This is a genomic window from Methylophilus sp. E2MeOHC9 (assembly GCF_058744375.1).
Genome location: NZ_CP196024.1, coordinates 269,833 through 292,226, shown reverse-complemented (window position 1 = coordinate 292,226; position 22,394 = coordinate 269,833). Strand labels below are relative to the sequence as shown.

At 51.8% G+C, this 22,394-nt stretch carries 27 protein-coding genes; 18 read left to right on the top strand and 9 right to left on the bottom strand.

Going from position 1 to position 22,394, the window contains the following annotated elements; all coding sequences use genetic code 11:
- Positions 1-16: 16 nt before the first annotated feature.
- The 9 genes from ACSSVF_RS01415 (at position 17) to ACSSVF_RS01375 (ending at position 8,929) form a co-directional block, all read left to right on the top strand.
- On the top strand, positions 17-1,036 hold the full coding sequence (locus ACSSVF_RS01415) for a glycosyltransferase family 2 protein (protein WP_492404891.1): 1,020 nt from the start codon (positions 17-19) through the stop codon (positions 1,034-1,036).
- Between the two features lie 8 nt (positions 1,037-1,044).
- Complete coding sequence (locus tag ACSSVF_RS01410; RefSeq protein ID WP_492404889.1) at positions 1,045-1,419, top strand: GtrA family protein; 375 nt, start codon at positions 1,045-1,047, stop codon at positions 1,417-1,419.
- The gene (locus tag ACSSVF_RS01405) at positions 1,412-2,242 is read left to right on the top strand and encodes a ChbG/HpnK family deacetylase (protein WP_492404888.1); all 831 of its coding nucleotides are present in this window, start codon (positions 1,412-1,414) and stop codon (positions 2,240-2,242) included. Before ACSSVF_RS01410 ends, ACSSVF_RS01405 begins: the two co-directional genes overlap by 8 nt.
- 11 nt (positions 2,243-2,253) lie before the next feature.
- Positions 2,254-3,732, top strand: coding sequence for an apolipoprotein N-acyltransferase (gene lnt, locus ACSSVF_RS01400; protein ID WP_492406286.1), 1,479 nt, complete (start codon positions 2,254-2,256; stop codon positions 3,730-3,732).
- Between the two features lie 134 nt (positions 3,733-3,866).
- On the top strand, positions 3,867-4,808 hold the full coding sequence (gene glyQ, locus ACSSVF_RS01395; protein ID WP_484181024.1) for a glycine--tRNA ligase subunit alpha: 942 nt from the start codon (positions 3,867-3,869) through the stop codon (positions 4,806-4,808).
- Positions 4,805-6,904, top strand: a complete 2,100-nt coding sequence (gene glyS, locus ACSSVF_RS01390) for a glycine--tRNA ligase subunit beta (protein ID WP_492404887.1) — start codon at positions 4,805-4,807, stop codon at positions 6,902-6,904. Before glyQ ends, glyS begins: the two co-directional genes overlap by 4 nt.
- Positions 6,905-6,946: 42 nt before the next feature.
- Complete coding sequence (gene gmhB / locus ACSSVF_RS01385) at positions 6,947-7,489, top strand: D-glycero-beta-D-manno-heptose 1,7-bisphosphate 7-phosphatase (RefSeq protein WP_492404886.1); 543 nt, start codon at positions 6,947-6,949, stop codon at positions 7,487-7,489.
- Complete coding sequence (locus ACSSVF_RS01380) at positions 7,489-8,205, top strand: lysophospholipid acyltransferase family protein (RefSeq protein WP_492404884.1); 717 nt, start codon at positions 7,489-7,491, stop codon at positions 8,203-8,205. Before gmhB ends, ACSSVF_RS01380 begins: the two co-directional genes overlap by 1 nt.
- Positions 8,206-8,215: 10 nt before the next feature.
- Positions 8,216-8,929: a M48 family metallopeptidase gene (locus ACSSVF_RS01375; RefSeq protein ID WP_492404883.1), complete on the top strand. Its 714-nt coding sequence runs from the start codon at positions 8,216-8,218 to the stop codon at positions 8,927-8,929.
- A gap of 37 nt (positions 8,930-8,966) precedes the next feature.
- Here the strand turns inward: ACSSVF_RS01375 and ACSSVF_RS01370 are convergent, their stop codons facing one another.
- A complete protein-coding gene (locus ACSSVF_RS01370; protein ID WP_492404882.1) occupies positions 8,967-9,566 on the bottom strand; it encodes a short chain dehydrogenase in 600 nt (199 codons plus the stop codon).
- Between the two features lie 104 nt (positions 9,567-9,670).
- On the opposite strand from ACSSVF_RS01370, the gene ACSSVF_RS01365 reads away from it, so the two are divergent.
- On the top strand, positions 9,671-10,555 hold the full coding sequence (locus ACSSVF_RS01365; RefSeq protein ID WP_492404881.1) for a LysR family transcriptional regulator: 885 nt from the start codon (positions 9,671-9,673) through the stop codon (positions 10,553-10,555).
- On the opposite strand, the gene ACSSVF_RS01360 is transcribed toward ACSSVF_RS01365, so the two are convergent.
- The 6 genes from ACSSVF_RS01360 to ACSSVF_RS01335 form a co-directional block, all read right to left on the bottom strand.
- Positions 10,539-11,045, bottom strand: coding sequence for an SRPBCC family protein (locus ACSSVF_RS01360; protein ID WP_492404879.1), 507 nt, complete (start codon positions 11,043-11,045; stop codon positions 10,539-10,541). The two genes, ACSSVF_RS01365 and ACSSVF_RS01360, sit on opposite strands and share 17 nt — an antisense overlap.
- Positions 11,046-11,113: 68 nt before the next feature.
- Complete coding sequence (locus ACSSVF_RS01355) at positions 11,114-12,046, bottom strand: DMT family transporter (protein WP_492404877.1); 933 nt, start codon at positions 12,044-12,046, stop codon at positions 11,114-11,116.
- A gap of 175 nt (positions 12,047-12,221) precedes the next feature.
- Positions 12,222-12,449, bottom strand: coding sequence for a (2Fe-2S)-binding protein (locus ACSSVF_RS01350; protein ID WP_442585593.1), 228 nt, complete (start codon positions 12,447-12,449; stop codon positions 12,222-12,224).
- 134 nt (positions 12,450-12,583) lie between these two features.
- A complete protein-coding gene (gene bfr, locus ACSSVF_RS01345; RefSeq protein ID WP_492404875.1) occupies positions 12,584-13,060 on the bottom strand; it encodes a bacterioferritin in 477 nt (158 codons plus the stop codon).
- A gap of 9 nt (positions 13,061-13,069) precedes the next feature.
- Positions 13,070-13,561 carry a bacterioferritin gene (gene bfr, locus ACSSVF_RS01340; RefSeq protein ID WP_492404874.1) on the bottom strand — a complete coding sequence of 164 codons (492 nt, stop codon included), beginning with the start codon at positions 13,559-13,561 and terminating at the stop codon, positions 13,070-13,072.
- Between the two features lie 169 nt (positions 13,562-13,730).
- Positions 13,731-14,321 carry an SCO family protein gene (locus ACSSVF_RS01335; protein WP_492404871.1) on the bottom strand — a complete coding sequence of 197 codons (591 nt, stop codon included), beginning with the start codon at positions 14,319-14,321 and terminating at the stop codon, positions 13,731-13,733.
- A gap of 129 nt (positions 14,322-14,450) precedes the next feature.
- Between ACSSVF_RS01335 and ACSSVF_RS01330 the strand changes: the two genes are divergently transcribed.
- Together ACSSVF_RS01330 and ACSSVF_RS01325 are read left to right on the top strand one after the other, a co-directional pair.
- Complete coding sequence (locus ACSSVF_RS01330) at positions 14,451-15,368, top strand: branched-chain amino acid transaminase (protein ID WP_442586931.1); 918 nt, start codon at positions 14,451-14,453, stop codon at positions 15,366-15,368.
- Positions 15,369-15,405: 37 nt separating this feature from the next.
- Positions 15,406-15,594 (top strand): zinc-finger domain-containing protein, encoded by a 189-nt coding sequence (locus ACSSVF_RS01325; protein ID WP_492404869.1) that lies wholly within the window; start codon positions 15,406-15,408, stop codon positions 15,592-15,594.
- A 53-nt stretch (positions 15,595-15,647) separates the two neighbouring features.
- Here ACSSVF_RS01325 and murI read toward each other — a convergent pair whose 3' ends face one another.
- Entirely contained in the window at positions 15,648-16,460 is an 813-nt protein-coding gene (murI, locus tag ACSSVF_RS01320) for a glutamate racemase (RefSeq protein WP_492404868.1), read from the bottom strand.
- A 62-nt stretch (positions 16,461-16,522) separates the two neighbouring features.
- Here murI and ACSSVF_RS01315 point away from each other — a divergent pair, with 62 nt between their 5' ends.
- The 5 genes from ACSSVF_RS01315 to panB all read left to right on the top strand — a co-directional run bounded on the left by ACSSVF_RS01315 (position 16,523) and on the right by panB (position 20,566).
- A complete protein-coding gene (locus tag ACSSVF_RS01315; RefSeq protein ID WP_492404866.1) occupies positions 16,523-17,074 on the top strand; it encodes a cob(I)yrinic acid a,c-diamide adenosyltransferase in 552 nt (183 codons plus the stop codon).
- Positions 17,075-17,104: 30 nt separating this feature from the next.
- Positions 17,105-18,469, top strand: coding sequence for a polynucleotide adenylyltransferase PcnB (pcnB, locus tag ACSSVF_RS01310; protein WP_492404864.1), 1,365 nt, complete (start codon positions 17,105-17,107; stop codon positions 18,467-18,469).
- Positions 18,469-18,963: a 2-amino-4-hydroxy-6-hydroxymethyldihydropteridine diphosphokinase gene (gene folK / locus ACSSVF_RS01305; RefSeq protein ID WP_492404862.1), complete on the top strand. Its 495-nt coding sequence runs from the start codon at positions 18,469-18,471 to the stop codon at positions 18,961-18,963. Before pcnB ends, folK begins: the two co-directional genes overlap by 1 nt.
- 17 nt (positions 18,964-18,980) lie before the next feature.
- A complete protein-coding gene (locus ACSSVF_RS01300) occupies positions 18,981-19,619 on the top strand; it encodes a deoxynucleoside kinase (RefSeq protein WP_492404860.1) in 639 nt (212 codons plus the stop codon).
- A gap of 137 nt (positions 19,620-19,756) precedes the next feature.
- Complete coding sequence (gene panB / locus ACSSVF_RS01295) at positions 19,757-20,566, top strand: 3-methyl-2-oxobutanoate hydroxymethyltransferase (protein ID WP_492404859.1); 810 nt, start codon at positions 19,757-19,759, stop codon at positions 20,564-20,566.
- A gap of 131 nt (positions 20,567-20,697) precedes the next feature.
- On the opposite strand, the gene ACSSVF_RS01290 is transcribed toward panB, so the two are convergent.
- Positions 20,698-21,387 (bottom strand): PEP-CTERM sorting domain-containing protein, encoded by a 690-nt coding sequence (locus tag ACSSVF_RS01290; protein ID WP_492404857.1) that lies wholly within the window; start codon positions 21,385-21,387, stop codon positions 20,698-20,700.
- A gap of 300 nt (positions 21,388-21,687) precedes the next feature.
- Here ACSSVF_RS01290 and tsaB point away from each other — a divergent pair, with 300 nt between their 5' ends.
- Complete coding sequence (gene tsaB / locus ACSSVF_RS01285; RefSeq protein ID WP_492404856.1) at positions 21,688-22,389, top strand: tRNA (adenosine(37)-N6)-threonylcarbamoyltransferase complex dimerization subunit type 1 TsaB; 702 nt, start codon at positions 21,688-21,690, stop codon at positions 22,387-22,389.
- The last annotated feature ends 5 nt before the right edge of the window (positions 22,390-22,394 follow it).

Sequence of the window (22,394 nt, the reverse complement as noted above, 5' to 3'; positions counted from 1 at the left end):
TTACCGAAGTAATGCCATGACAATCACAGACTCTGCCAGACCAACCGCCCAGCCGCATATCACGGTGATGGTGCCGGCTTATAACGAAGAAAAAAACATTGCCAGTACATTGCAAAATATCGGCAGTGTGCTGCAGCAAATGTCACCGCACTGGGATATCGTCGTGGTGGATGATGGCAGTCGTGACCAAACGGCGCAAGTGGTGCAAACACTGATAGATGTTCACCATGTCACCCTGGTCAGGTTCTCGCGTAATTTCGGCAAGGAAAACGCCATCAGCGCCGGTTTAGGCTTTGCTAAAGGTGAGCTGGTGATTTGTATGGACGCCGATGGCCAGCACGCGTCAGAGCTTATGTTTACCATGCTGGAAAAATGGCGCGAAGGCTATGACATGGTCTATGCCGTCCGCCAGGACAGGGAACAGGAATCGTCATTCAAGCTATGGGGTTCCCGCCTGTTCTACCGCATGATGAGTTCCAGCAGCCATATCGATATTCCGCGCGATGCCGGTGACTTTCGCCTGATGGATAGGAAAGTGGTCGATGCTTTGTGTGCGCTGCCAGAGCGTAACCGGTTTATGAAAGGGATCTACGCCTGGGTAGGTTACAAATCGATTGGGATACCGTATACCCCCTTGCCAAGGCTGCACGGAGAAAGTGCCTATTCAAAACTCAAATTGATCGCGCTGGCATGGACGGGCATTACCAGCTTCTCAGTATTACCTTTACGACTGGCAAGTTTGACGGGTGTGGTCCTGGCGTTGATTGCGTTTGCCTATGGCGCAGTGGTCGTCATTGATGCTTTATTCTTTCATGAATCCATCCCTGGTTGGCCAACAGTTGTCGCCAGCATGATGTTTTTTGCCGGGGTGCAATTGCTATTTATTGGTGTGCTCGGTGAATACCTGGCGCGGGTATATGACGAAGTCAAAGGCCGTCCGCCTTACATCGTGGCGGAAGTGGTGGAGCCGATTACGTTTAAACCCGAAGCAGCAGCCAAACCTCCGCGTCGGCGTAAACCCAAAACGGATGCTTAGTTTTTAAAATGCGCGCTTCAGTAGTGGGGTTTGTCAGTGTAGGTGCAGTCGCTGCCGGGGTGCATTATGTGATTGCCCTGTTGGCCCATGCGCTAGGTTTGATACCTTCAAATGCTAACTGGCTGGGTTTTCTTGCCGCATTTCCGGTCAGTTACATTGGGCACCGCTGGTGGTCTTTTCGCGGTACGCAAGCCAGCCACCAGCAGGCCTTTCCTAAATTTTTAGGTGTTGCCCTGCTGGGTTTTATGGGAAATCAGGCGCTAGTGTGGTTGGCGCTCACTTACACGCCATTGCCATTCTGGTTCGTGTTGGGTGTGGTGATGGTGATTGTTGCAGTGAGCACCTGGCTGCTTAGCCGCTTTTGGGCTTTCAAGCATGGCTAGGGTGATTATATGTGCCGATGATTTTGCACAATCTGCAGCGATTGATGATGCGATTATTGCGTTGATTCAACGCGGCGTACTCACTGCCACATCCTGTATGACACTCAGTCCTGCCTGGGCTGACAGCGCGGCGCAGTTAACACCTGAGATTCGCGCCAAAGCCGATATCGGCCTGCATTTGGATTTCACCCAGTTCTCACAATCACTCCGGCTGTCGCATGCTGTTCTGGTATTACGCAGTTTGTTTGGCCTGCTTAATAAAGAATCTATTCGCACTAACATTCAGCAGCAGTTGAATGCCTTTGAACAGGCAACCGGCACAGCGCCAGATTATGTGGATGGTCATTTGCATGTACACCAGTTGCCAATGATACGTGACGAGTTGCTGACGGAATTGCAACAGCGTTATGGAAGGTTACCGGCCTCTGGGCGACCCTGGCTAAGGGTTTCCAGCCCGCCTGCGGGGAGTGGTTTCAAAGCAAGAGTTATTCATTGGCTAGGTGCTGAAGCGTTGCAAGCTAAAGCTGAACAATTAGGGTTTCGGGTATCCCCCCGCTTGCTGGGTGTCTATGATTTTCAAGGCGATGCAGCCGCCTACCAGGCGCATTGGTTAACCTGGGCCAGTCAATTGAAACAACCCTCAGCATCCAACGAAAATAGTCTGCCGCCCGTATTAATGTGCCATCCGGCAAAGCCATCTGATAAAAACGATGACAGCGACCCGATTGCAAAGGCGCGCGTGATTGAATGGCAAGTCATGCAGTCGCCAGACTTTAATACCTGGCTGTCGAAAGCTGATATTCAACCTGTGAAAGGGTCGTAGTGAACAAGGTGATGCAATGGGTGCAATATGCGCCACTCTGGCAACGAGCGTTTTTGGCGATAGTATTGGGGGCGCTCACCGTCTCCGGTTTTGCACCCTATTACCTGTTCTGGATGCCCTGGTTATCGTTAGCCATTTTGTTGGTGCTATGGCAACAAGCCAGCACCGCTGGCCAGGTTTTTAAACTGGGCCTGGCATTCGGCATCGGCTTATATTGTGTAGGCATTTACTGGATCTATATCAGCCTGCATGATTTTGGCGGTATGCCGTGGTGGTTTGCAGGGTTTAGCACCTTTTGCCTGTGTGCGTTTATGGCTTTGTTTCCGGCATTGGCTGGTTATCTGGCAAAACGGCTGGGTAATGTATTGTGGGCCGCCCCTATTCTGTGGGCACTTTCAGACTGGGTGCGCAGCTGGATCTTTACCGGCTTCCCCTGGCTCACGCTGGGTTATTCGCAAGCGCCATCCAGTCCGTTGGTGGGTTTTTTACCTGTCATCGGCGTGTATGGCGTCTCTGCATTGACGGCAGGTATCGCTGCCAGTCTGGCCTATGCATGGTTGAATGCCGCCAATCGTTTACGCGCATTCGCATTGCCGGTAGTGTTATTGGCGGTTGGCAGTGTATTGGCAGTGATCCCATGGAGCCGTCCGGTCGGCCAGCCTATCAATGTGGCCCTGTTGCAAGGCAATATTAGCCAAACCATTAAATGGTCACCTGAACAGGCAGAGCGTACCTTGCGGCAATATCTGGATATGGTGCGCATGGCAGAAGCGCAATTGATTGTATTGCCTGAAACCGCACTGCCTATGTTGGCGGAACAGATTGACCCCTCTTATCTGGCAGCACTTAAACAGCATGCCGTCAGTCAGCAAGGCGATATCTTGCTCGGCGTGGTAGAGGCAAAAAACAACAATTATTACAACAGCGCCATCAGCGTTGGCACGTCACCTGCGCAAGCGTACTCCAAAAGTCATCTGGTGCCATTTGGCGAATATATCCCATTAAAAAGCGTCTTTGGCTGGATATACGAAGACTTATTGCATATGCCGCTCAGTGACCTGTCACGCGGCACATCCAGGAAACCACTACATATTGCCGGGCAAAAAGTAGGCGTGAATATTTGCTATGAAGATGTGTTTGGTGAAGAGATTGCGCGTCAGCTGCCAGAAGCGGAATTGCTGGTGAATATCAGCAATGACGCCTGGTATGGGCGATCATTCGCGGCAGAACAGCATATGCAATTCAGCCAGGTGCGTGCGATAGAAACCGGGCGTATGGTATTGCGCAGTACCAATACCGGCGCCACGGCTATTATTGGCCACGATGGGCAAGTGAAACAACATGCGCCACATGATGAGGGCTTGATCCTGGTCGGCAAGGCGCAGAGTTATCAGGGCAGTACACCGTATGTGTGGTGGGGCAACTACCTGTTTATCCTCCTGAGCGTGATAGGCCTGGTAGCGGCTGCTCGCTATAAAGTCAAAACATAGACGCTCATCAGTTAGGGGCGTAGGCGCTTCACTGTGGTCACTAAATCAGGCCTGCCGGCAGCGCGAATCATTTCGTGGCTACCTGTTATTCAGGTAAAATCTGCCTTTTGCATTTCATCGGATCAGGCAAAATGGTGCTGACCTTTCAACAAATCATTTTAAAACTACAAGAATACTGGGATAAACAAGGCTGTACCTTGCTGCAACCCTATGACATGGAAGTCGGTGCAGGCACCAGCCATACCGCCACATTCCTGCGTGCACTGGGCCCTGAGCCCTGGAAAGCCGCCTATGTGCAACCTAGCCGTCGCCCTAAAGATGGCCGTTATGGCGAAAACCCCAATCGTTTGCAGCATTACTACCAGTTCCAGGTAGTGCTGAAACCGGCACCGGCCAATATTCTCGAGCTATACCTGGGTTCGCTTGAAGCCTTGGGTTTTAACCTTAAAGAAAACGATATCCGTTTTGTGGAAGACGACTGGGAAAACCCGACCCTGGGCGCCTGGGGCCTGGGCTGGGAAGTCTGGCTCAACGGCATGGAAGTCACGCAGTTCACTTACTTCCAGCAAGTAGGCGGCATTAACTGCAAACCGATCACCGGTGAAATCACTTATGGCCTGGAACGCCTGGCCATGTACCTGCAAGGCGTGGAAAACGTCTACGACCTCGAATATTCGCCAGGCGTGAAATACGGTGATGTGTTCCTGCAGAATGAAAAAGAACAGTCTGCTTACAACTTCGAACATAGCGATGTCGATTTCCTGCTGACCGCTTTCAACGCTCACGAAAAACAGGCCAAACACCTGATGGAAGAAAAACTGGCTTTGCCTGGCTATGAACAGGTATTGAAAGCCGCACACACTTTTAACCTACTGGATGCACGTGGTGCGATTTCAGTCACCGAACGGGCTGCCTATATCGGCCGTATCCGTAACCTGGCCCGCGCAGTGGCTGCCAGCTACCTGGATAGCCGCGCCCGTATGGGTTTCCCTATGGCACCCAAAGCCTGGGCCGACGAAGTCATCGCGAAATTAGAAAGCGATAAAGCCGAACAAAACAAGAAAGCTGCCGCATGAGTACCCGCAACCTGTTAGTTGAATTATTTGTAGAAGAACTGCCGCCTAAAGTCCTGCGCAAACTGGGTGAGTCATTCAGCGGCGTCTTGGCGGATAGCCTGAAAGCATCTGGCTTGCTGGGTGAAGGTCATGCGGTGACGACATTTGCATCGCCTCGCCGGTTGGCTGCGCATATTGAGAATGTCTCTGCCAAAGCTGCCGATAAGCAGGTCGCACAAAAACTGATGCCTGCCACGGTGGGCCTGGATGCCAGCGGTCATGCCACACCAGCCTTATTAAAGAAGTTACAGGCTTTAGGTGAAGATGACTCTGCCGTTGCCAAGCTGCGCAAAGAACATGATGGCAAAGCGGATATCCTGTTTCTGGATGTCACCCAGGCTGGTGCCAGCCTGCAGGAAGGCCTGCAAAAGGCCCTGGATGAAACATTGGCCAAGTTGCCTATCCCTAAAGTGATGATTTACCAGATCAATGACGGCTGGCAGAGTGTGAATTTTGTGCGCCCGGCGCATGGCCTGGTTGCTTTGCACGGTAGTGATGTCATTCCAGTCTCTACCCTGGGCCTGACGGCGGGTAACACCACACAAGGCCATCGTTTTGAAGCAAAAAACCCAGTGGTGACCCTTACTTCTGCTGATAGCTACGCACAACAATTAGCGGACGAAGGCGCCGTGATTGCCAGTTTTGATGATCGTCGTGCTGAGATCGTCAGACAGCTACAAGCTGCGGCGGCCAAACAGGGCCTTAAGCCGATTGAGGATGATGCTCTGCTGGATGAGGTCACTGCGCTGGTGGAACGTCCTAACGTCTTGCTGGGCCAGTTTGAAGAAGAGTTTCTGGCGGTGCCGCAAGAATGTCTGATCCTGACCATGAAGGCTAACCAGAAGTACTTTCCGCTGCTGGATGCACAAGGCAAGCTGACTAATAAGTTCCTGATCGTTTCCAATATCAATCCGGCCGATGCCAGTAAAGTGATAGGCGGCAATGAACGCGTAGTGCGCCCACGCCTGGCGGATGCCAAATTCTTCTTTGACCAGGACCGTAAAAAGACGCTGGACAGCCGTTTGCCAGGGCTTGCAAAAGTGGTTTACCACAACAAACTCGGCTCACAAGGCGAGCGTAACGAACGCGTGGTGGCGATTGCTTCTGCGATCGCCCAGCAACTGGGTGCGGAAGGTTTTGTGGCCAAAGTCGCACAAGCGGCTCGATTATCCAAAGTCGATTTGCTGACCGATATGGTGGGTGAGTTCCCTGAGTTGCAAGGCATTATGGGGCGTTACTATGCCCAGCATGAAGGCCTGGCCGATGATGTCGCCTATGCGATTGAAGACCATTATCGCCCGCGCTTTGCCGGCGATGATTTACCACGTAGCCAGGTTGGGGTTGTAGTTGCCCTGGCCGATAAGCTGGAAACGCTGGTTGGCCTGTTCAGCATTGGTGAAAAACCAACTGGTGACAAAGACCCGTTTGCCTTGCGTCGCCAGGCACTGGGTATTTTGCGCATGTTGATGGAAACTGATTTGCCATTGACGTTTGACAAGCTGATTGCCCAAACCCTAAGCGTATTTAATGGCAGTGCCGAAGTTGCCGAAGCGATACAGGCTTTCTGTTTTGACCGCCTGGCGGTGAATCTGCGAGACCAGGGCGCGAGTGCGCAGGAAGTTGATGCCGTGCTGTCATTATCGCCTAATCACTTGTCTGAAGTGCCACGTCGCCTGGCTGCTGTGCAGGCGTTTGCCAGCCTGCCGGAAGCGCCGGCACTGGCCGCTGCCAACAAACGTGTCAGCAATATCCTGAAAAAAGTGGAGGGCGAAGTCAAAGCCGAGGTGAAGGCCGAACTGTTGCAAGAGTCTGCCGAACAGGCATTGCATCAGGCGCTGGCGAGCACCAAGCCAAAAGCGGACCAGTTATTTGAAGCGGGCGATTATGCGGCCTCGCTGCAAGCCCTGGCTGCACTGAAAGCGCCGGTGGATACCTTCTTTGACGAAGTGATGGTCAATGCCGAGGATCCGGCCCTGAAAGCGAACCGATTGGGCTTGCTGGCGACCTTGCACCAGGCCATGAACCGCGTGGCAGATTTATCGAAATTAGCCAGTTAATTTAAGACATTCCCGTGGCTGCGGGAATGCCGGAGAGCCTAGATGAAACTCGTTATCCTTGATCGCGATGGTGTGATTAACCAGGACAGTGCGACCTTTATTAAAAATCCCAACGAGTGGATCCCGATTCCCGGTAGCCTGGAAGCGATTGCCTTATTGAACCAGCGCGGTTACCGCGTGGCGGTTGCTACTAACCAGTCAGGCATCGCACGTGGCTATTTTGATATGGCTACCCTTAACGCCATTCACGAAAAAATGCACAAAGCCGTCGCGCAAGTGGGCGGGCGCATAGATGCGGTATTTTATTGCCCGCATGCTGCCGATGACCGTTGCGATTGCCGCAAACCTAAAACCGGCATGATAGAAGAGATCGGCCTGCGCTTTAATCTGGAACTCAACAAAGTCGCTGGCGTCGGCGATGCCTTGCGTGACTTGCAGGCCTTTGCCGCTGCCGGTTGCCAGCCTTACCTGGTGCGTACCGGTAAAGGTGAAGAAACCAATAACCTTTCCACAGTGCCGCCGAATACCATCGTGGTGGCCGACCTGGCTGCTGCCGTGCAAGATATTATTGCGGGGGATAGATAATGGGTCATGCCTTACTATATGTGCGTGCCTTGTTGTTTTATGTCGGGCTGTTCGCGCTGACGATTCCCTTCTCATTGCTTGCGCTGGTGTTGATTCCATTACCCTCAGCCGTAACGCGCTCACGCTGGGTGAGCCTGTGGGCCAACGGTGTGCTGTGGTGGCTCAAAGTCACCTGCAATCTGCGCTACGAAGTCACAGGCCGCGAGCATATCCCCGCCACGCCTTCAGTCATCCTGTGCAAACACCAATCAGCATGGGAAACCATCGCCTTGCAATGCATCTTCCCACCGCAAGTCTGGGTGCTAAAAAGAGAGTTGTTGCTGCTGCCATTCCTGGGCTGGGCACTGTGGGCAGTGGGCTCTATCCCCATAGACCGCAGCTCAGGCCGCGAGGCATTGAAAAAACTGGTCAATCACGGCAAAGACCGGCTCAAACGCGGCTTATGGGTGGTTATTTTTCCTGAAGGCACACGCACAGCGCCCGGTGCCCGTGGCAAATACCATATCGGCGGTGCCTGGCTGGCTACACATAGCAATAGCGCGGTCGTGCCGGTTGCACATAATGCCGGTCGCTTCTGGCGCAAGAGTTCTATCCTTAAACATCCAGGTGTGATCCAGGTGGTGATCGGTGCGCCGATAGATACCACAGGCCTGAAGCCGGATGCAGTCAACAAACTGGTGGAAGAATGGATAGAAACGCAGATGCAGTCTCTGTGACCGCCGCCAAATGATAGAACAGGTATTGCAATTGCCTGATGGGCAAACCATTCCCTACCAGCTCGACCTGCGCGTACGCAGAACCATAGGCCTTAAAATCACTGCGCAAGGCCTGGTGGTGCATGCGCCCAAACGTATCGCTGCCAGCCAGCTGCAACAGGTGTTGCTGCAAAAAGCGCGCTGGATACAGCAAAAACTCGCATTGCGTGAAGTGAATCAAGTCAGCCCCATGCAGTGGGTGGATGGAGAGCCATTGATGTTTATGGGGCAGGATATTGTATTGTCCCTGCAACATCATGCCACCAATAAAGCGGTCATTCTGCAAGGTAACCAGTTGTTAGTCCGCTCGCCGCAGATAGATCAGCAGGCGTTTGTCGCCCGCAAAGTATTGCAGTGGTTTGCCCAGCAGGCTTTGCCGGACTTTAAACGGCGGGTGGAGCTGATCGCTGCGCAAATGGGTGAAAAGGTCAGTGGGGTGGCACTGTCGAATGCGCGCTCGCGCTGGGGCAGTTGCAACAGCCGCAAGCAGATCCGCCTGAACTGGCGTTTGATACAGGCACCACCACACATCATTCAATACGTGATTTGCCATGAAATGGCCCATCTCAGGGAGATGAACCATTCAGCCAAGTTTTATGCGGTGCAGGCCAGTTTGTTTCCCAATCATGAGCAAGCGGAAAAAGAACTGAAGTCGCTGTCGGCGATTTTGCATCGTATGGCGTGATTAAGCAGGGCGCTTAGGCGTGCCTGCTGAACGCAAACTACCAGACGCGATATTCCTGCCCTGTCTCAAACCCTTCCACACTTCTCTGGTACGCCAGTGCCACTTTGATACCAGGTGCAGCTTCCAGGCCCGGGAACGCCGCGCCATAGATATGCCATGATTCCTCCAGCACCGTTGGGCTGACCACATTGATACGGCGGTCTTGCTTCAACTCCAGCGCTGCGCCTTTCACAAAACCATCCACTGCTGCATTCACGGTGGAGAAGTTAGTGCCGCCAAAGGTGGGGTTGTGGCTCAGGCTGCCGCTGGTCAAGGTAATTGAACCGCCTTCGTTGAGGTAATGCTGGCCAATCAAGGTCACATTGACCTGGCCTAATAATTTACTGTGCAGGCCAAGTGTGAACTGTTCTGAAGTCATCTCTTTCATGGCGCCAAAATGCACATCGCCCGCCGTCACGACAATCGCATCCACTTTGCCGACTTGTGTGAATAGCTGCCGGACACTGCTTTCGCTGCTGATATCCACTTGAAACTGGCCGCTGGTTTTGCCCGCCTCAATCAGCTCGTGACGGGGCGCAAGATTCTGTTTGACCAGTTTGCCTATGGTGCCATTGGCACCTATGAGTAAGACTTTCATGTGTTTCTCCATCTGAATAAAAAGGTGTGAACGCATTGTCCATGATTAATTGATGCGGATAAATGATGTAATATTAAAAATATATAGTCATTAAAGTCATTAATATGGATAGATTTTTAAGTATGGAAGTATTTGTGACTGCGGTGGAAAGCGGAAGTTTTACCGTGTCCGCCAGCTTGCTGAAGATGACGCCATCGATGGTGAGCAAGCATATCAGTGCGCTGGAAAAGCGCTTGGGCACGCCACTGCTGCAACGCACCACCCGTCGCCAGCATTTGACCGAGGCCGGGCAAGCCTATTATGAACAGTGCAAGCAGATCATGGCACAGCTGGCGGTGGCTGAGGCGGGTGTTGAAGCCATGAGTAGCAGTCCCAAAGGCATGCTGCGCGTGAGTGCGTCACTCTGGTTTGGCTCGCTGACGCTGGCGCCGCTGGCATGTGATTACCTGAAAGTGTACCCGGAGGTGAACCTGCAACTGTCGCTGACGGACAGGTATGTGGATATCGTTGATGAAGGTTATGACGTGGCTATCCGTATTGGCAACCTGGCTGATTCGTCGCTGATCGCGCGAAAACTGAGTATGTTTGAAGTCGCCATTTGTGCCTCTCCCGAGTATTTGCAGCAACATGGTGTGCCGCAAACGCCTGAAGATTTATTGCAGCATCAATGCCTGGGTTTCAGTAATTGGCATAGTCATGGTGGCTGGAAACAGATCAGCCCTTACTTGAATGTTTCAGCGACACAACGGTTTGAATCGGATAATGGCCAGGCCTTGCGCATGGCGGCAGTCAAAGGGCTGGGGATTATTTTAATGCCCAGGGCGTTGCTCGCAGCGGACATCGCCTCTGGCCAGCTGACAGAGCTGCTCTCTGCTTATACCCCGCCTGCCAGGCCGATACACGCCGTTTATCCGCGTAATCGCCAGTCGCAACCCAAGCTGACCACATTCGTCGATTACCTGATTTCTGCATTTAGCGGGCCTGCTTGATGGTCGCTACCAGTTGGTCTAGCACCATGCTCCAGCCTTGCTCAAAACCCATTGCTTCATGTCGTTGTTTGGATGCTGTGCTTGGGTGCATGACATAAGCGGTATAGCGCGTGCCGTTCGCGGTTGCTTGCAGCACAATGCTGGCGGTCATCAGTAATTCTGCGCACTCATGCCCCGGCGATTGCTCCGGGGTTTTTGCGGGCCGGAAGCCGGGTTCCAGTGCATTTGTCCAGCTCAGTTTTTGGTTGGGTATGACTTCAAGGTAACAGCCGGTATTGGGAAACTGCTGGCCTTCAGGCGATTGCATCACCGTATAAAAACGCCCGCCAGGTGTCAGATCGATTTCACATTCCACTGTTTTCCACGGCAGTGGGCAGAACCATTGTTTGAGATGTTCAGGCGTCGTCCACGCATGCCATATTTCTGCAGGCGATACATCGACTTCTCTTTCAAGGATCAAATCCAGTGCCGGGTTGATTGAAGTAGTCATACCGCTTCTCCTTTAAGTGTCTACATAGAAGGTCATGCACAGGTAAATGTGCTGACCTGCTCAAACGTTCAAAGTTTAGTGTGTCTTGGCAGCGCGGATTTTTGTGATCTGTTCGCCAGCCAGATGCCTGTAAATATCGCCAGCATACCCAGAAGTTGATACAAGTGGAATGCTTCCCGCAGCAGTAGCGTGGAGAGCACGGAGCCAAAGATGGGCATGGCGTGTATAAAAACGCTGGCACGTACAGAACCCACCAATGTGACTGCTTTGGAATAGGCCAGCAATGCAATCACAGACGGAAAAATGCCGATATAAGCCAGTATCCACAGTGTTTGCGGGCTTTCTAAATGCACAGTGGTGGTCTGGCTTTCCCACAGGTACAGCGGAAAAAGGAAAACCAGTGCAATGATCACCTGGCATAACATCAGCCCGGTGCGGTTAATAGTGGCGGGAATCTCTTTCACCCACAATGTATAAAGCGCCCAGAACACCATGGCCAGAAAGATGATCACATCTCCTTCCGCAAAAGCCAGCGTTAAAAGCACTTGCAAATCACCATGGGAAACGACGACCAATACCCCGGTGAGTGATACCAGCAATCCTATCAGTTGGCTGGAAGCCAGGGTTTGCCGATAAAACAAAAAACCGAATATCGCCACCAGGAACGGGATGAATGAATTAAGGATAATGCCATTGGTTGCGCTGGTGGTGTGCAAGCCCCAATACACCAGTAAATTAAAGGCGGCGACACCGGTAATGGCGGTGCCGAACACATGCCAGCGATAAGTATAGTAATGTGCGCGATCGCGTAAAAACGGCCGCAGGGCAAAAGGCAGCAGGCACAGCAAAGCAATGCTCCAGCGGATCAGGGATAAAGTGGCCGGCGGCACAGCGGTATTGATTGCACGCCCGGCAATAAAATTACCTGCCCACAACAGCGGCGGCAGCAATAGCAAGAATAAGATGCGCCCATGCAATCGGGTGGCTGGAGTGTCTGGCATGGTGTTATTTAAAAGGGAGAGCCCAAGATTGTAAATATGGCACTGTAAGGTGCAAAGCGTCAGCATACAAGCTTCAGGCTGCAAGTGCCTGCGAAGTTAGCTGCAAAGCTTTAAGGCTGAAATGCAAAAAGGGGCTAGAAGCCCCTTTGTAAACATTTTGATGTGATAAATGTGACTAGACTGCGCCCAATTGCACAGGCGTTAACTGAATCAGTTTTTTGACTAGGCCAGGATGCTGTTCAGCATGCGCTTCTTTCAGGCACGCCTTGGCGCAGCTGACACATTTGCCGCATTCTGCACCTACCCCCAGCTGTTCTTTCAAATGCTTAACGGTCTTGGCGCCTTGCCTGACTGCCTGATGCACCTGGCGCTCGGTCACTGCATTACATACGCAAACGTACATATGATCTCAAGTTAAGTTACTAATGATAATTATTATCATTTATTGAGATTCTGTCAAGGTCAGATTGGTTCCGGCAGGGCATGAAAAAAGCCGCAAAGGCGGCTTAATTCAGGTGTTCAAAAACGATGTAACAACTAATCGGATTCGATTTGGGTTTGCAGGTAGTTCGGCAAGGTCACGTCTGTAATCAGGCGTTGCTGGGTTTCCAGCCAGTCTATAGCTTCTTCGCAGGCTTCCAGCAGTTCGGTCAGCAAGTCACGCGTCACATAGTCCTGCAGTTTTTCTGCTTCGGCAATCGCTTCAACCAGTTGCGGGCGCTGTACGTCTTTTTCAAAAGTCAGATCACCTTGCAGGCATTCCACCACTTCTTCACCGATCAGCAGTTTGCCCAGGTTCTGCAGGTTAGGCAGGCCGTCGAGAAACAGGATGCGTTCAATCACTTCGTCCGCTTCTTTCATGACGCGAATGGATTGTTTGTACTGGTAGTCGTTCAATCTCTCCAGGCCCCACTTCCTGAACATGCGTGCATGCAGGAAATACTGGTTGATAGAGGTCAGCTGGTTTTTCAGCACTTTGTTCAACGTGCTGATAATGTGTTTTTCGCCTTTCATACGGGCTCCTTAAACTGCAACAGCAGGGCCGTCGCCCATCTGGCTTTGGCAATAGTTTTCAATCCCGATCAGTTTGATCAGGCTTAATTGTTTTTCCAGCCAGTAGGCGTGGTCCATTTCGGTATCTTCCAGTTGCACCAGCAGCATTTCTTTGGTGACAAAGTCCTGCGCCTGTTCACAAGCTTCCATGGCTTTCTTCAGGTGTTTGACCACGGCATATTCCAGGTCAAGATCAGATTCCAGCATGGATTTTACATCTTTGCCGATGTGGATGGGATCGCGCTTGGTGAGGTTGGGGGTGCCTTCGAGAAACAGGATGCGTTGTATCAACGCGCGGGCGTGTTCCCGTTCATGCAGGGATTCGTGCAGGATGCGCTGGGAGATCACCCCCAAACCCATGTCGGCATACATTTCACCGTGAATAAGGTACTGGTCGGTGGCGGTTAACTCGCCTGCCAGCAAATCATTCAGAATATCTACAATTTTTTTATCGCCTTTCATCTTCGGCTCCTGTATGCACTTTAATGCAGTGCATGATACAGGAAAATGCAAAGTATGCAATAAAAAATATTATGTAACTTATTGATTTAAAATGAGTTTTTAAATAAAAATCTAAACAAGAATCGTTCGTGATTTCGCCTGCTTGACCGATTCCAACAGACGAATCCGGCTACATCAGTAATTGCAGATCATGGGCGATATTGGCAGGCTTTTCACCGTAGCCCAGGTAAATGCGCGGTGCACCGGTTTTATCAAATACATATAACCCGGCGCTGTGATCCATGGTGTAGCCAGACTGGCCTGGTTCAGCTACTTTTGCCGCATAGACTTTATATTCGGACAAGTTGGCAGCGACTTCAGCAGGGGTGCCGCGCAAGCCGATAAAGCGTGCATCGAAGCCCGGTACGAATTGCGCAAGGACTTCTTGCGTGTCACGTTCCGGGTCTACAGTGACGAATAGCACCTGCACATCATTTGCTTTGTCGCCAAGCAGTTTCATTGTTTGCTTGAGGTCGCTCATGGTGGTCGGGCAGACATCCGGGCAGTGGGTGTAGCCAAAGAACAGCACAATCACCTTGCCTTTGAAATCATCAATGCTGCGTAATTTGCCGGTATGGTCAGTCAGGCTCAGCGGTTTGCCAAATTGTGTACCCGTCAGGTCGGTGCCTATAAATCTGGTGGTTTTGCCAGGCTGGCACCCCGTTAGCAGACCAGCCAGCAATGCTGCGATAAACCAAAGCCATAGGAAACGAGCGCGCATACAAAAATCCTTGTAAATCATCATTGAAATGGATTCTAGCATAGGCGAAAAGGGTGCAGATTGGTTTACAATAATGGTTTTTGACGATAGACGGATTAGAGGCGAGTTTAAATGGCAATACCGAGTTCGATGGCAGACCGTGACGGCGTTATCTGGTACGACGGCAAAATGGTCAACTGGCGTGATGCCACTACCCATGTATTAACCCACACCTTGCATTATGGCATGGGCGTATTTGAAGGCGTGCGCGCTTACAAAACAGATAAAGGCGCAGCTATTTTCCGTTTGAAAGAGCATACTGACCGCCTGTTCCGCAGTGCGCATATTCTGGGCATGAAGATGCCATTTGATAAAGCGACCCTGGTAGAAGCGCAAAAAGCGGCTGTGCGCGAAAACAACCTTGAATCGGCTTATATGCGTCCGATGGCGTTTTATGGTGCCGAGGCGATGGGTATTTCTGCTAAAACCTTATCCACGCATGTGATCGTTGGTGCCTGGAGTTGGGGTGCTTATATGGGTGAAGAAGCGATTACCAAAGGTATCCGCGTCAAGACTTCTTCTTTTGCGCGCCACCACGTCAACATCACCATGTGTAAGGCCAAAGCCAACGGCAACTACATGAACAGCATCCTGGCACACCAGGAAGCCGCACAAGATGGTTACCAGGAAGCTTTGTTGCTGGACGTGGATGGTTTCGTGGCTGAAGGTTCCGGCGAAAACATTTTCATTATCCGCAATGGCAAACTGTACACGCCGGATCTGACCTCTGCGCTGGAAGGCATCACCCGCGACACCATCATCACCCTGGCGAAAGACGAACTGGGCCTGGAAGTGATTGAAAAACGCATCACGCGTGATGAAGTCTACAGTGCCGATGAAGCTTTCTTCACAGGTACAGCAGCTGAAGTCACGCCTATCCGTGAACTGGATAACCGTGCCATTGGTGAAGGCACTCGCGGCCCAATCACTGAAAAACTGCAAAGCCTGTATTTTGATGTGGTTAAAGGCAAAAACGCCAAGTATCAGCACTGGCTGACCTTGGTTTAATTCTCTGTTTTGAGTGGCTGTGTGCGGGAGAAACTGAATGTCTGATGTAAAAGAGTTTGAAGTGGATGGCAGTGATTTGCCATTGCATTGCCCGACCAAAGAAGTCGCTTTATGGGCGTCACATCCACGTGTATTCCTGGATGTGGCTAAAACCGGGCAAGTGGCCTGCCCTTATTGTGGCACTAAATTCAAACTCAAGCCTGGCACACAAGTGCATCATCACTAAAGCATGAGTCCTTAAACAAAACCCACGCAGCGCGTGGGTTTTGTTTATATTGCTTAAAGTATCTGCCAGAGCTGCTGCATGACGCGTTGTGTCTCTTCAGAGCCGCTGGTGAGAAATGCAGGTTTTAAATTTGTTGTTTCATCCTGAGCATTGCCGGAAGCGATGTCGTTAATTGCATGAAGTAAATTTTTCTCGACCAGTATTTGCTGCAAGCGTTTGGCGACCGCTGCGCCTGTATCAATCAGTGTCACCTGCGGCCCGACAATGTTCTGAATATGCGCACGTACAAAAGGGTAGTGTGTGCAGCCGAGCACGATGGTGTCCGCGCCGGCGGCAATCAGCGGCTGGCAATAAGTTTCAAGTAAAGCAATCGTGTGTGGATGGTCCAGCTGCCCTTGCTCTATGCACTCAACCAGTCCCACACAGGCTTGCGTCACCACTTGTACGCCGTGGCCGTAATGTTCGAGCAAGGCGGCAAATTGTGCACTTTGCAAGGTGCCGGTGGTGGCAAGCACACCGATGATGCTGTTTTTACTGGCCGCGGCTGCCGGTTTCACAGCGGGTTCCATGCCTATGATGGGCAAAGAATAATGGTCACGCAAGGGGCTGATGGCTGCCGCAGTGGCGGTATTGCAGGCGACGACCAGGGCCTTGGCGCCTTGCGCGATCAGTATGTCGGCGATGGCAAAGCAGCGCTGTTGGATTTTTATCGCAGATTGATTGCCATAAGGGGCATAGGCGCTATCGGCATAATAGATAAAATGCTCGTGCTGAAGCTGGCGCGTGAGGTGTTTGAGAACGGTCAATCCGCCTACACCTGAATCCATCACGCCGACCGGGGCGTTCACTGCAATCGCTGGGCACATCGAAATGGCACGGTATGATTTATAATGGACGGATTATATAGGATTTCAAACGGGTTATAGGAATGGCCAACCGGCTGAGCAAGATTTATACACGTACCGGAGATAATGGCACCACCGGCCTGGGTGATGGCTCTCGCGTCAGCAAGTTTGATCTGCGTGTGCAGGCCATGGGCGAGGTGGATGAGCTGAATTCCGTGTTAGGGATGTTGCTGGTGGAAGCGTTGCCCGAGGATGTACGTGTGAGTCTGGGGGCCATACAGCATGACCTGTTTGATATGGGTGGCGAGTTGAGTATGCCGGGCCATACCTTTATGCAGGCAGGCCGTGTAGCTGTTCTGGAGCAAACCCTGGGTGGCTGGAATGCCGAGTTGAGCCCGTTGAAAGAATTTATATTGCCCGGCGGCAGCCGCGCGGCTGCGGTGTGCCATTTAGCGCGCACGGTCTGCCGGCGCGCCGAGCGCGTGATGCATGCCTTGCACGCGCAATCGCCGGTGACGGCGGTGAATTTGCAATACCTGAATCGATTGTCTGACCTGCTGTTTGTACTATGCCGTACCTTGAATAGGCATGCCGGGATTCCGGATGTGCTGTGGAATAACCAACATAAACTGTAATGCGCGATTAGCGCCTGTGTGCACTGAGTAATGATTAAAAAATTTCTGCAAAAAGTATTTGGCAAGCGTGGTCAGTCTTCAGACCCAACGCCCAAGCATGGCAAGTCGTCTGCTGTCCTGGTGATCCCAGCCAGTAAACATAAAATCAACCACAAGCTGATCAGCCAGGCGGCATTGAAGACCTGCGATGGTCTGCAAAAAGCCGGTTTCCAGGCTTATATCGTCGGTGGGGCGGTGCGTGATCTGCTACTTAACCATCCGCCGAAAGACTTCGATATCGCCACCGATGCCACGCCGGAACAGGTGCATAAAGCGTTTCGCCGCTCGCGCATCATAGGCCGCCGCTTCCGCCTGGTACATGTGCTGTGGGGGCAGGAAACGATAGAAGTGTCTACTTTCCGCGGCCATCATCAGAGTGATGGCGATGGCGAGACCAACGATAGCGGCCGTATCATCCGCGACAATATCTTCGGCTCGATTGAAGAAGATTCGGTCAGGCGCGACTTTACCGCCAATGCGCTTTATTACGACCCCACTCGCCATGAAGTGCTGGATTTCCACAATGGCGTGGCGGATATCCGTGCCAAAACCTTGCGTATCATCGGTGACCCGGTGAAGCGCTACCAGGAAGACCCGGTGCGTATGCTGCGTGCGGTGCGTCTCTCCGCAAAGCTGGGCCTCAAGCTCGAACAAACGACGGAAGCGCCTATCCGCAAGCTGGCCGATTTGCTGGAAGATGTACCTCCCAGCCGCCTGTTTGATGAGATGCTCAAGCTGTTTTTATCCGGCCATGCGATTGAAAGCATAGGCGCACTGCGTGCCCAGCATCTGCATCATGGTTTGCTGCCTCTGCTGGATGTGGTGCTGGAGCAGCCCTTAGGCGAAAAATTCGTCATGCTGGCGCTGAAAAATACCGATGAGCGTATTCAGGCAGGCAAGTCTTCTAATCCTAGTTTCCTGTTCGCCACCTTGCTCTGGCATGAAGTGTTGCAAGCGTGGCTGGAAAACCAGAAGCGCGGTGAACCCTTGATTCCTGCGCTACATGCCGCCATGAATGAAATCATCGATAAGCAGGGCGAGAAAATGGCGATCCACAATCGCTATACTGCCACCATGAAAGAAATCTGGGCCATGCAGCCGCGTTTTGAACAGCGTTCTGGCAAGCGCCCTTATGCACTTCTGACCAATCCAAAGTATCGCGCCGGTTATGACTTTTTACTGTTGCGTTGCGCTTCTGGCGAATTGCCTGAAGAGCTGGGGGCATGGTGGACACGCTTTGCCGATGCCGGGACCGAAGAGCGTACCAATATGCTGCTGCCGGACAGCGGAGTGCAGAAACGCCGCCGCCGTCCACGCAAGAAAAAACCGGCAGCCACCAATGGTGAGTCTGCATAATGGCCCTGGCCCTGATTGCGCTGGGCAGCAATTTGCAGCAGCCTGAACAACAAGTATCCAACGCTATCCAGGTGCTGTCTGAAACCCCTGGGCTGACGATGCTGAAAGCTTCCAGCCTGTATGCGACTGCGCCAGTCGGCTATGACAACCAACCTGATTTTATTAATGCGGTGGTACAGGTTGCTACCGATATCCCTGCGCCTGAACTGATGCAACTGTTGCTCTCGATTGAGCAAACCTTTGGCCGCGAGCGGCCATTCCCCAATGCGCCGCGCATCCTGGACCTGGATTTGCTGGATTACGCCGGGCTGCAAATGGCGACAGAACAACTCACTTTGCCGCACCCGCGCATGCATGAACGGGGTTTCGTTATTTTGCCACTGGCGGAAATTGTGCCTGACTTTATGCTGCCGCAAGGAAAGACTGTTGTAGAATGGGCAACAGAATCCCCGCATGATGATGTGCGAAAACTGGACGCGCAAAGACTAAATTAGCTGAACGAGCATTAACCATGTTTACCCGTTTTCCTTATGTTGTAATTGAAGGCCCGATAGGCAGTGGCAAGACCACGCTGGCGCGTATGCTGGCAGACAAGTTTTCGGTGGAACTGCTTTCAGAGAAAGCTGAATCCAACCCTTTCCTGACCCGCTTTTACCAGGATGCTCAGCGTTACGCCTTGCCGACACAGCTATTCTTCCTGTTCCAGCGTTCGCGCCAGATTGAAGACATGGCGCAACGCGATATGTTTGGCCAACCCACGGTGTCGGATTTCTTCCTCGAAAAAGACCCGCTGTTCGCGCGTCTCAACCTGGATGATGAAGAATATTCTTTGTATCACCAGATTTACCAGCACCTGCAACTGAAAGCGCCTAAGCCTGACCTGGTGGTGTATTTGCAGACACCGATCGATGCGCTGGTGGACCGGATCGAAGAGCGCAATATCAGTTACGAGCAGGATATGCCGCGCGAGTACATCGCACGTCTGGCCGAGGCTTACAGCGAATTTTTTCATACTTATGATGCGTCGCCGCTGCTGATCGTTAATAATGAAAAACTCAATATCATTAAAGACCCGGAAGCTTTCAATCTACTGATTGAACGGATCGGCCAGATCAAGAGCAGTCGCGAGTACTTTAATCCCAATTTCTAATTAAAATGCTTGTACGGGCAAACTCCTGCGTTGCACGTTGCTCAACATCTTCTTGTACTACATGTGCATTCCGGTTTGTGCGCTCCGTGCGCCCTGGCCTTTATCCCGTACCTACATTTTAAAAGTAACATTCAACTATGCTAAACGCTCTATTAACACGCGCAAAAGCAGGCGAAAAAATCGCCATGCTCACTTGCTATGACGCTACGTTTGCCAAGCTGATGACGCTGGCCGGGGTAGATGTCTTACTGGTTGGTGATTCACTGGGTATGGTGATTCAAGGGGGCGACAGCACACTGGATGTGAAAGTGCAGGACATGCTTTATCACACCCGTATTGTCGCCAGAGGCGCGCCACAGACGGTGATCATGAGTGATATGCCGGTAGGTAGTTATGAGCATGACCTGGGACAGGCTTTGACCAATGCGCAGGCGCTTATCCAGGCAGGCGCGCATATCGTTAAAATCGAAGGTGGCGGTCATATGGTAGATACCGCTCGCCATCTTGTTGAAAATGGCATCCCGGTATGTGCGCACCTGGGATTCACGCCACAATCGGTAGAAAAGTTAGGCGGCTATAAGATCCAGGGTAAAACCGAACAGGCTGCCAACACCATGTTGGTTGATGCGCAGGCCATGGCAACTGCCGGTGCCAGCATGGTACTGTTTGAAATGGTGCCTGCCGTGCTGGCGACGCATATTACCAAAAGCATTTCAGTCCCTACTATAGGCATAGGCGCAGGGGCAGGCTGTAGTGGCCAAGTGCTGGTATTGCAGGATTTACTGGGGATTTATACAGGCCCGGCCGAAAAAGCACCGCAGGCATACAAAGCACCGCGATTCGTGCAGAACTTTTTAGGGCAGTCTGGTGATATACAGCAGGCGATTGTCAGCTATGTACAAGCAGTGAAATCAGGGGCGTTCCCTGAGGAAAAGCATAGTTATTAAAATAACTTAAAGCGCTTGAAGAATACTTTGGATGCAGGATTTGCTGGAGTAAATCATTGCGCTGTATGTTTATTCCCTGCATACGGCGCAATATCAAAAGCGGGGTTAGCGCATGCTACCCCGCTTTTTTATCACTGGCGCTGACGACGCGCTGCGATGCCTAGCAACAGCAGGCCTGCCGCAAAAAGCGCGTAAGTTTCAGGTTCTGGCACAGCAGAAATCCTTACCGAGTCCAAATCAAACTTCACATTTGTGTCGCTAAAACCAGTTGGCAAGGTCAAGCCAAGCTGAATGCGGCCAATATTGGCGAATACGCTCTCATATGTACCACCACCAAAATTATCAAATGCAGGATTCGTTGGATCGATTTCCAAATCAATGCGTGTCCATGTGTTTGGCGCAATCGAAGTAGAGATCAAGGCGCTGGCAGCAGGGCTGTTATTAGGCGCACGCACAATACGGGCATAAGCGTCTAATGCAACCTCGGCATCGTGACGGAAATACCAACTGAGAACGATGTTGCCACCTCGCCAGTCGCCCTGAAAAGCGCCGTCGCTACATGCACTGCTCTCGCATCTAAAAAGAATCGCTACGGATGATTGTGGGGAGCTACCTGCTGTGATACTGGCCGTTGTGCTGAAATAGGCGCCATTATCAAGCGCTCCACCGCTAGCAAAAACTTGATTCGGGTTGGTGCCGGTTGTCCAGCCGGAAACACCATCTGAGAAAGTCTCTGTATAGGGTGTCGTTAACGCGGCGGCTTGTCCGGCAAATGCCATGCTTGCAATAAAAGCCAAAGCGGCCATTGAATGTCTGTACATCGTTGTATCCTCGGGTTCAATTTATAATGATATTAATTATCAGTATTATAATGATAATTAATATCATTTAATTTTATCAAAAAAACCGCCATTCATTCAATGTCCTGTTTTTTATCTGATTAGTCCTATCGGGTGGTTGCGGAGTGCGAAAGCCCGAGGGTGGTTTCATCATAAGGCTTGGGAAATCCAGCGTTGATGCCTACCGAAAATCACCGGGCCTTAAGTAATTAAGCACCAAGCGCGGCAAATTTCTCCCCCATCTCACTGCTTATGGCAAAATAACGACTTGGGCTGTACATCATGAATTTACTCGCAATCGAATCTTCCACTGAATTTCTGTCACTGGCCGTGCAAACCGCGGCCGGGGTGACTGCTTTCCATGAGGCTACCGGGCCTGCCGCTTCACAGCGTATCCTGCCTGAAATCCAGCGTTTGCTGGCAGAGGCAGGCATTCAACTGACTGAACTGGATGGCCTGGTCTATGGCACTGGCCCAGGCGCGTTTACCGGCGTGCGGGTGGCGGTAGGCGTCACGCAAGGGCTGGCATTTGGTGCTGATTTATCCGTGGTCGGAGTGAGTTCTGTGCAGGCAGTAGCGCAGGCAGCATGGCTGGAAACGCAAGCTGAAAAAGTCATCGTGTGCCTCGATGCGCGTATGGGTGAGGTGTATCATGCAGTGTTAATTAGGCAGCAAGATGCCTGGCTGGAAGTATCGCCTCCTATAGTATGCAAACCACATGCTGTACCTGCTGTTGAAGGAGATGGTTGGTTAGGGGCAGGTTCTGGCTGGGGTGTATTTGGCGAGGCATTGTCTGCACAATATCTGCAACAGATCAGCCAGGTGCGTGCGGAGATCATGCCGACTGCACAAGCCATGTTAACCATTGCCACGCCACAGTTTCTGGCGGGTAACGCACAACCTGCACAGCAGGCAGCCCCGTTATATATACGCAACCGCGTGGCGCTGACTGCTGCCGAGCGCGCGCAAGGACAAACTTTGTAGATACA

Coding starts and splice junctions, on each gene's coding strand:
- ACSSVF_RS01360 (WP_492404879.1), bottom strand. CDS start 11,045: ATGACTACTTCAATCAACCCGGCACTGGATTTGATCCTTGAAAGAGAA.
- ACSSVF_RS01350 (WP_442585593.1), bottom strand. CDS start 12,449: ATGTACGTTTGCGTATGTAATGCAGTGACCGAGCGCCAGGTGCATCAG.
- ACSSVF_RS01355 (WP_492404877.1), bottom strand. CDS start 12,046: ATGCCAGACACTCCAGCCACCCGATTGCATGGGCGCATCTTATTCTTG.
- bfr (WP_492404875.1), bottom strand. CDS start 13,060: ATGAAAGGCGAAAAACACATTATCAGCACGTTGAACAAAGTGCTGAAA.
- ACSSVF_RS01335 (WP_492404871.1), bottom strand. CDS start 14,321: ATGCGCGCTCGTTTCCTATGGCTTTGGTTTATCGCAGCATTGCTGGCT.
- pcnB (WP_492404864.1), top strand. CDS start 17,105: ATGATTAAAAAATTTCTGCAAAAAGTATTTGGCAAGCGTGGTCAGTCT.
- ACSSVF_RS01290 (WP_492404857.1), bottom strand. CDS start 21,387: ATGTACAGACATTCAATGGCCGCTTTGGCTTTTATTGCAAGCATGGCA.
- ACSSVF_RS01375 (WP_492404883.1), top strand. CDS start 8,216: ATGATAGAACAGGTATTGCAATTGCCTGATGGGCAAACCATTCCCTAC.
- lnt (WP_492406286.1), top strand. CDS start 2,254: ATGCAATGGGTGCAATATGCGCCACTCTGGCAACGAGCGTTTTTGGCG.
- ACSSVF_RS01415 (WP_492404891.1), top strand. CDS start 17: ATGACAATCACAGACTCTGCCAGACCAACCGCCCAGCCGCATATCACG.
- ACSSVF_RS01405 (WP_492404888.1), top strand. CDS start 1,412: ATGGCTAGGGTGATTATATGTGCCGATGATTTTGCACAATCTGCAGCG.
- ACSSVF_RS01410 (WP_492404889.1), top strand. CDS start 1,045: ATGCGCGCTTCAGTAGTGGGGTTTGTCAGTGTAGGTGCAGTCGCTGCC.
- gmhB (WP_492404886.1), top strand. CDS start 6,947: ATGAAACTCGTTATCCTTGATCGCGATGGTGTGATTAACCAGGACAGT.
- panB (WP_492404859.1), top strand. CDS start 19,757: ATGCTAAACGCTCTATTAACACGCGCAAAAGCAGGCGAAAAAATCGCC.
- tsaB (WP_492404856.1), top strand. CDS start 21,688: ATGAATTTACTCGCAATCGAATCTTCCACTGAATTTCTGTCACTGGCC.
- ACSSVF_RS01380 (WP_492404884.1), top strand. CDS start 7,489: ATGGGTCATGCCTTACTATATGTGCGTGCCTTGTTGTTTTATGTCGGG.
- murI (WP_492404868.1), bottom strand. CDS start 16,460: ATGTGCCCAGCGATTGCAGTGAACGCCCCGGTCGGCGTGATGGATTCA.
- ACSSVF_RS01325 (WP_492404869.1), top strand. CDS start 15,406: ATGTCTGATGTAAAAGAGTTTGAAGTGGATGGCAGTGATTTGCCATTG.
- ACSSVF_RS01370 (WP_492404882.1), bottom strand. CDS start 9,566: ATGAAAGTCTTACTCATAGGTGCCAATGGCACCATAGGCAAACTGGTC.
- ACSSVF_RS01315 (WP_492404866.1), top strand. CDS start 16,523: ATGGCCAACCGGCTGAGCAAGATTTATACACGTACCGGAGATAATGGC.
- ACSSVF_RS01300 (WP_492404860.1), top strand. CDS start 18,981: ATGTTTACCCGTTTTCCTTATGTTGTAATTGAAGGCCCGATAGGCAGT.
- ACSSVF_RS01365 (WP_492404881.1), top strand. CDS start 9,671: ATGGATAGATTTTTAAGTATGGAAGTATTTGTGACTGCGGTGGAAAGC.
- folK (WP_492404862.1), top strand. CDS start 18,469: ATGGCCCTGGCCCTGATTGCGCTGGGCAGCAATTTGCAGCAGCCTGAA.
- glyS (WP_492404887.1), top strand. CDS start 4,805: ATGAGTACCCGCAACCTGTTAGTTGAATTATTTGTAGAAGAACTGCCG.
- ACSSVF_RS01330 (WP_442586931.1), top strand. CDS start 14,451: ATGGCAGACCGTGACGGCGTTATCTGGTACGACGGCAAAATGGTCAAC.
- bfr (WP_492404874.1), bottom strand. CDS start 13,561: ATGAAAGGCGATAAAAAAATTGTAGATATTCTGAATGATTTGCTGGCA.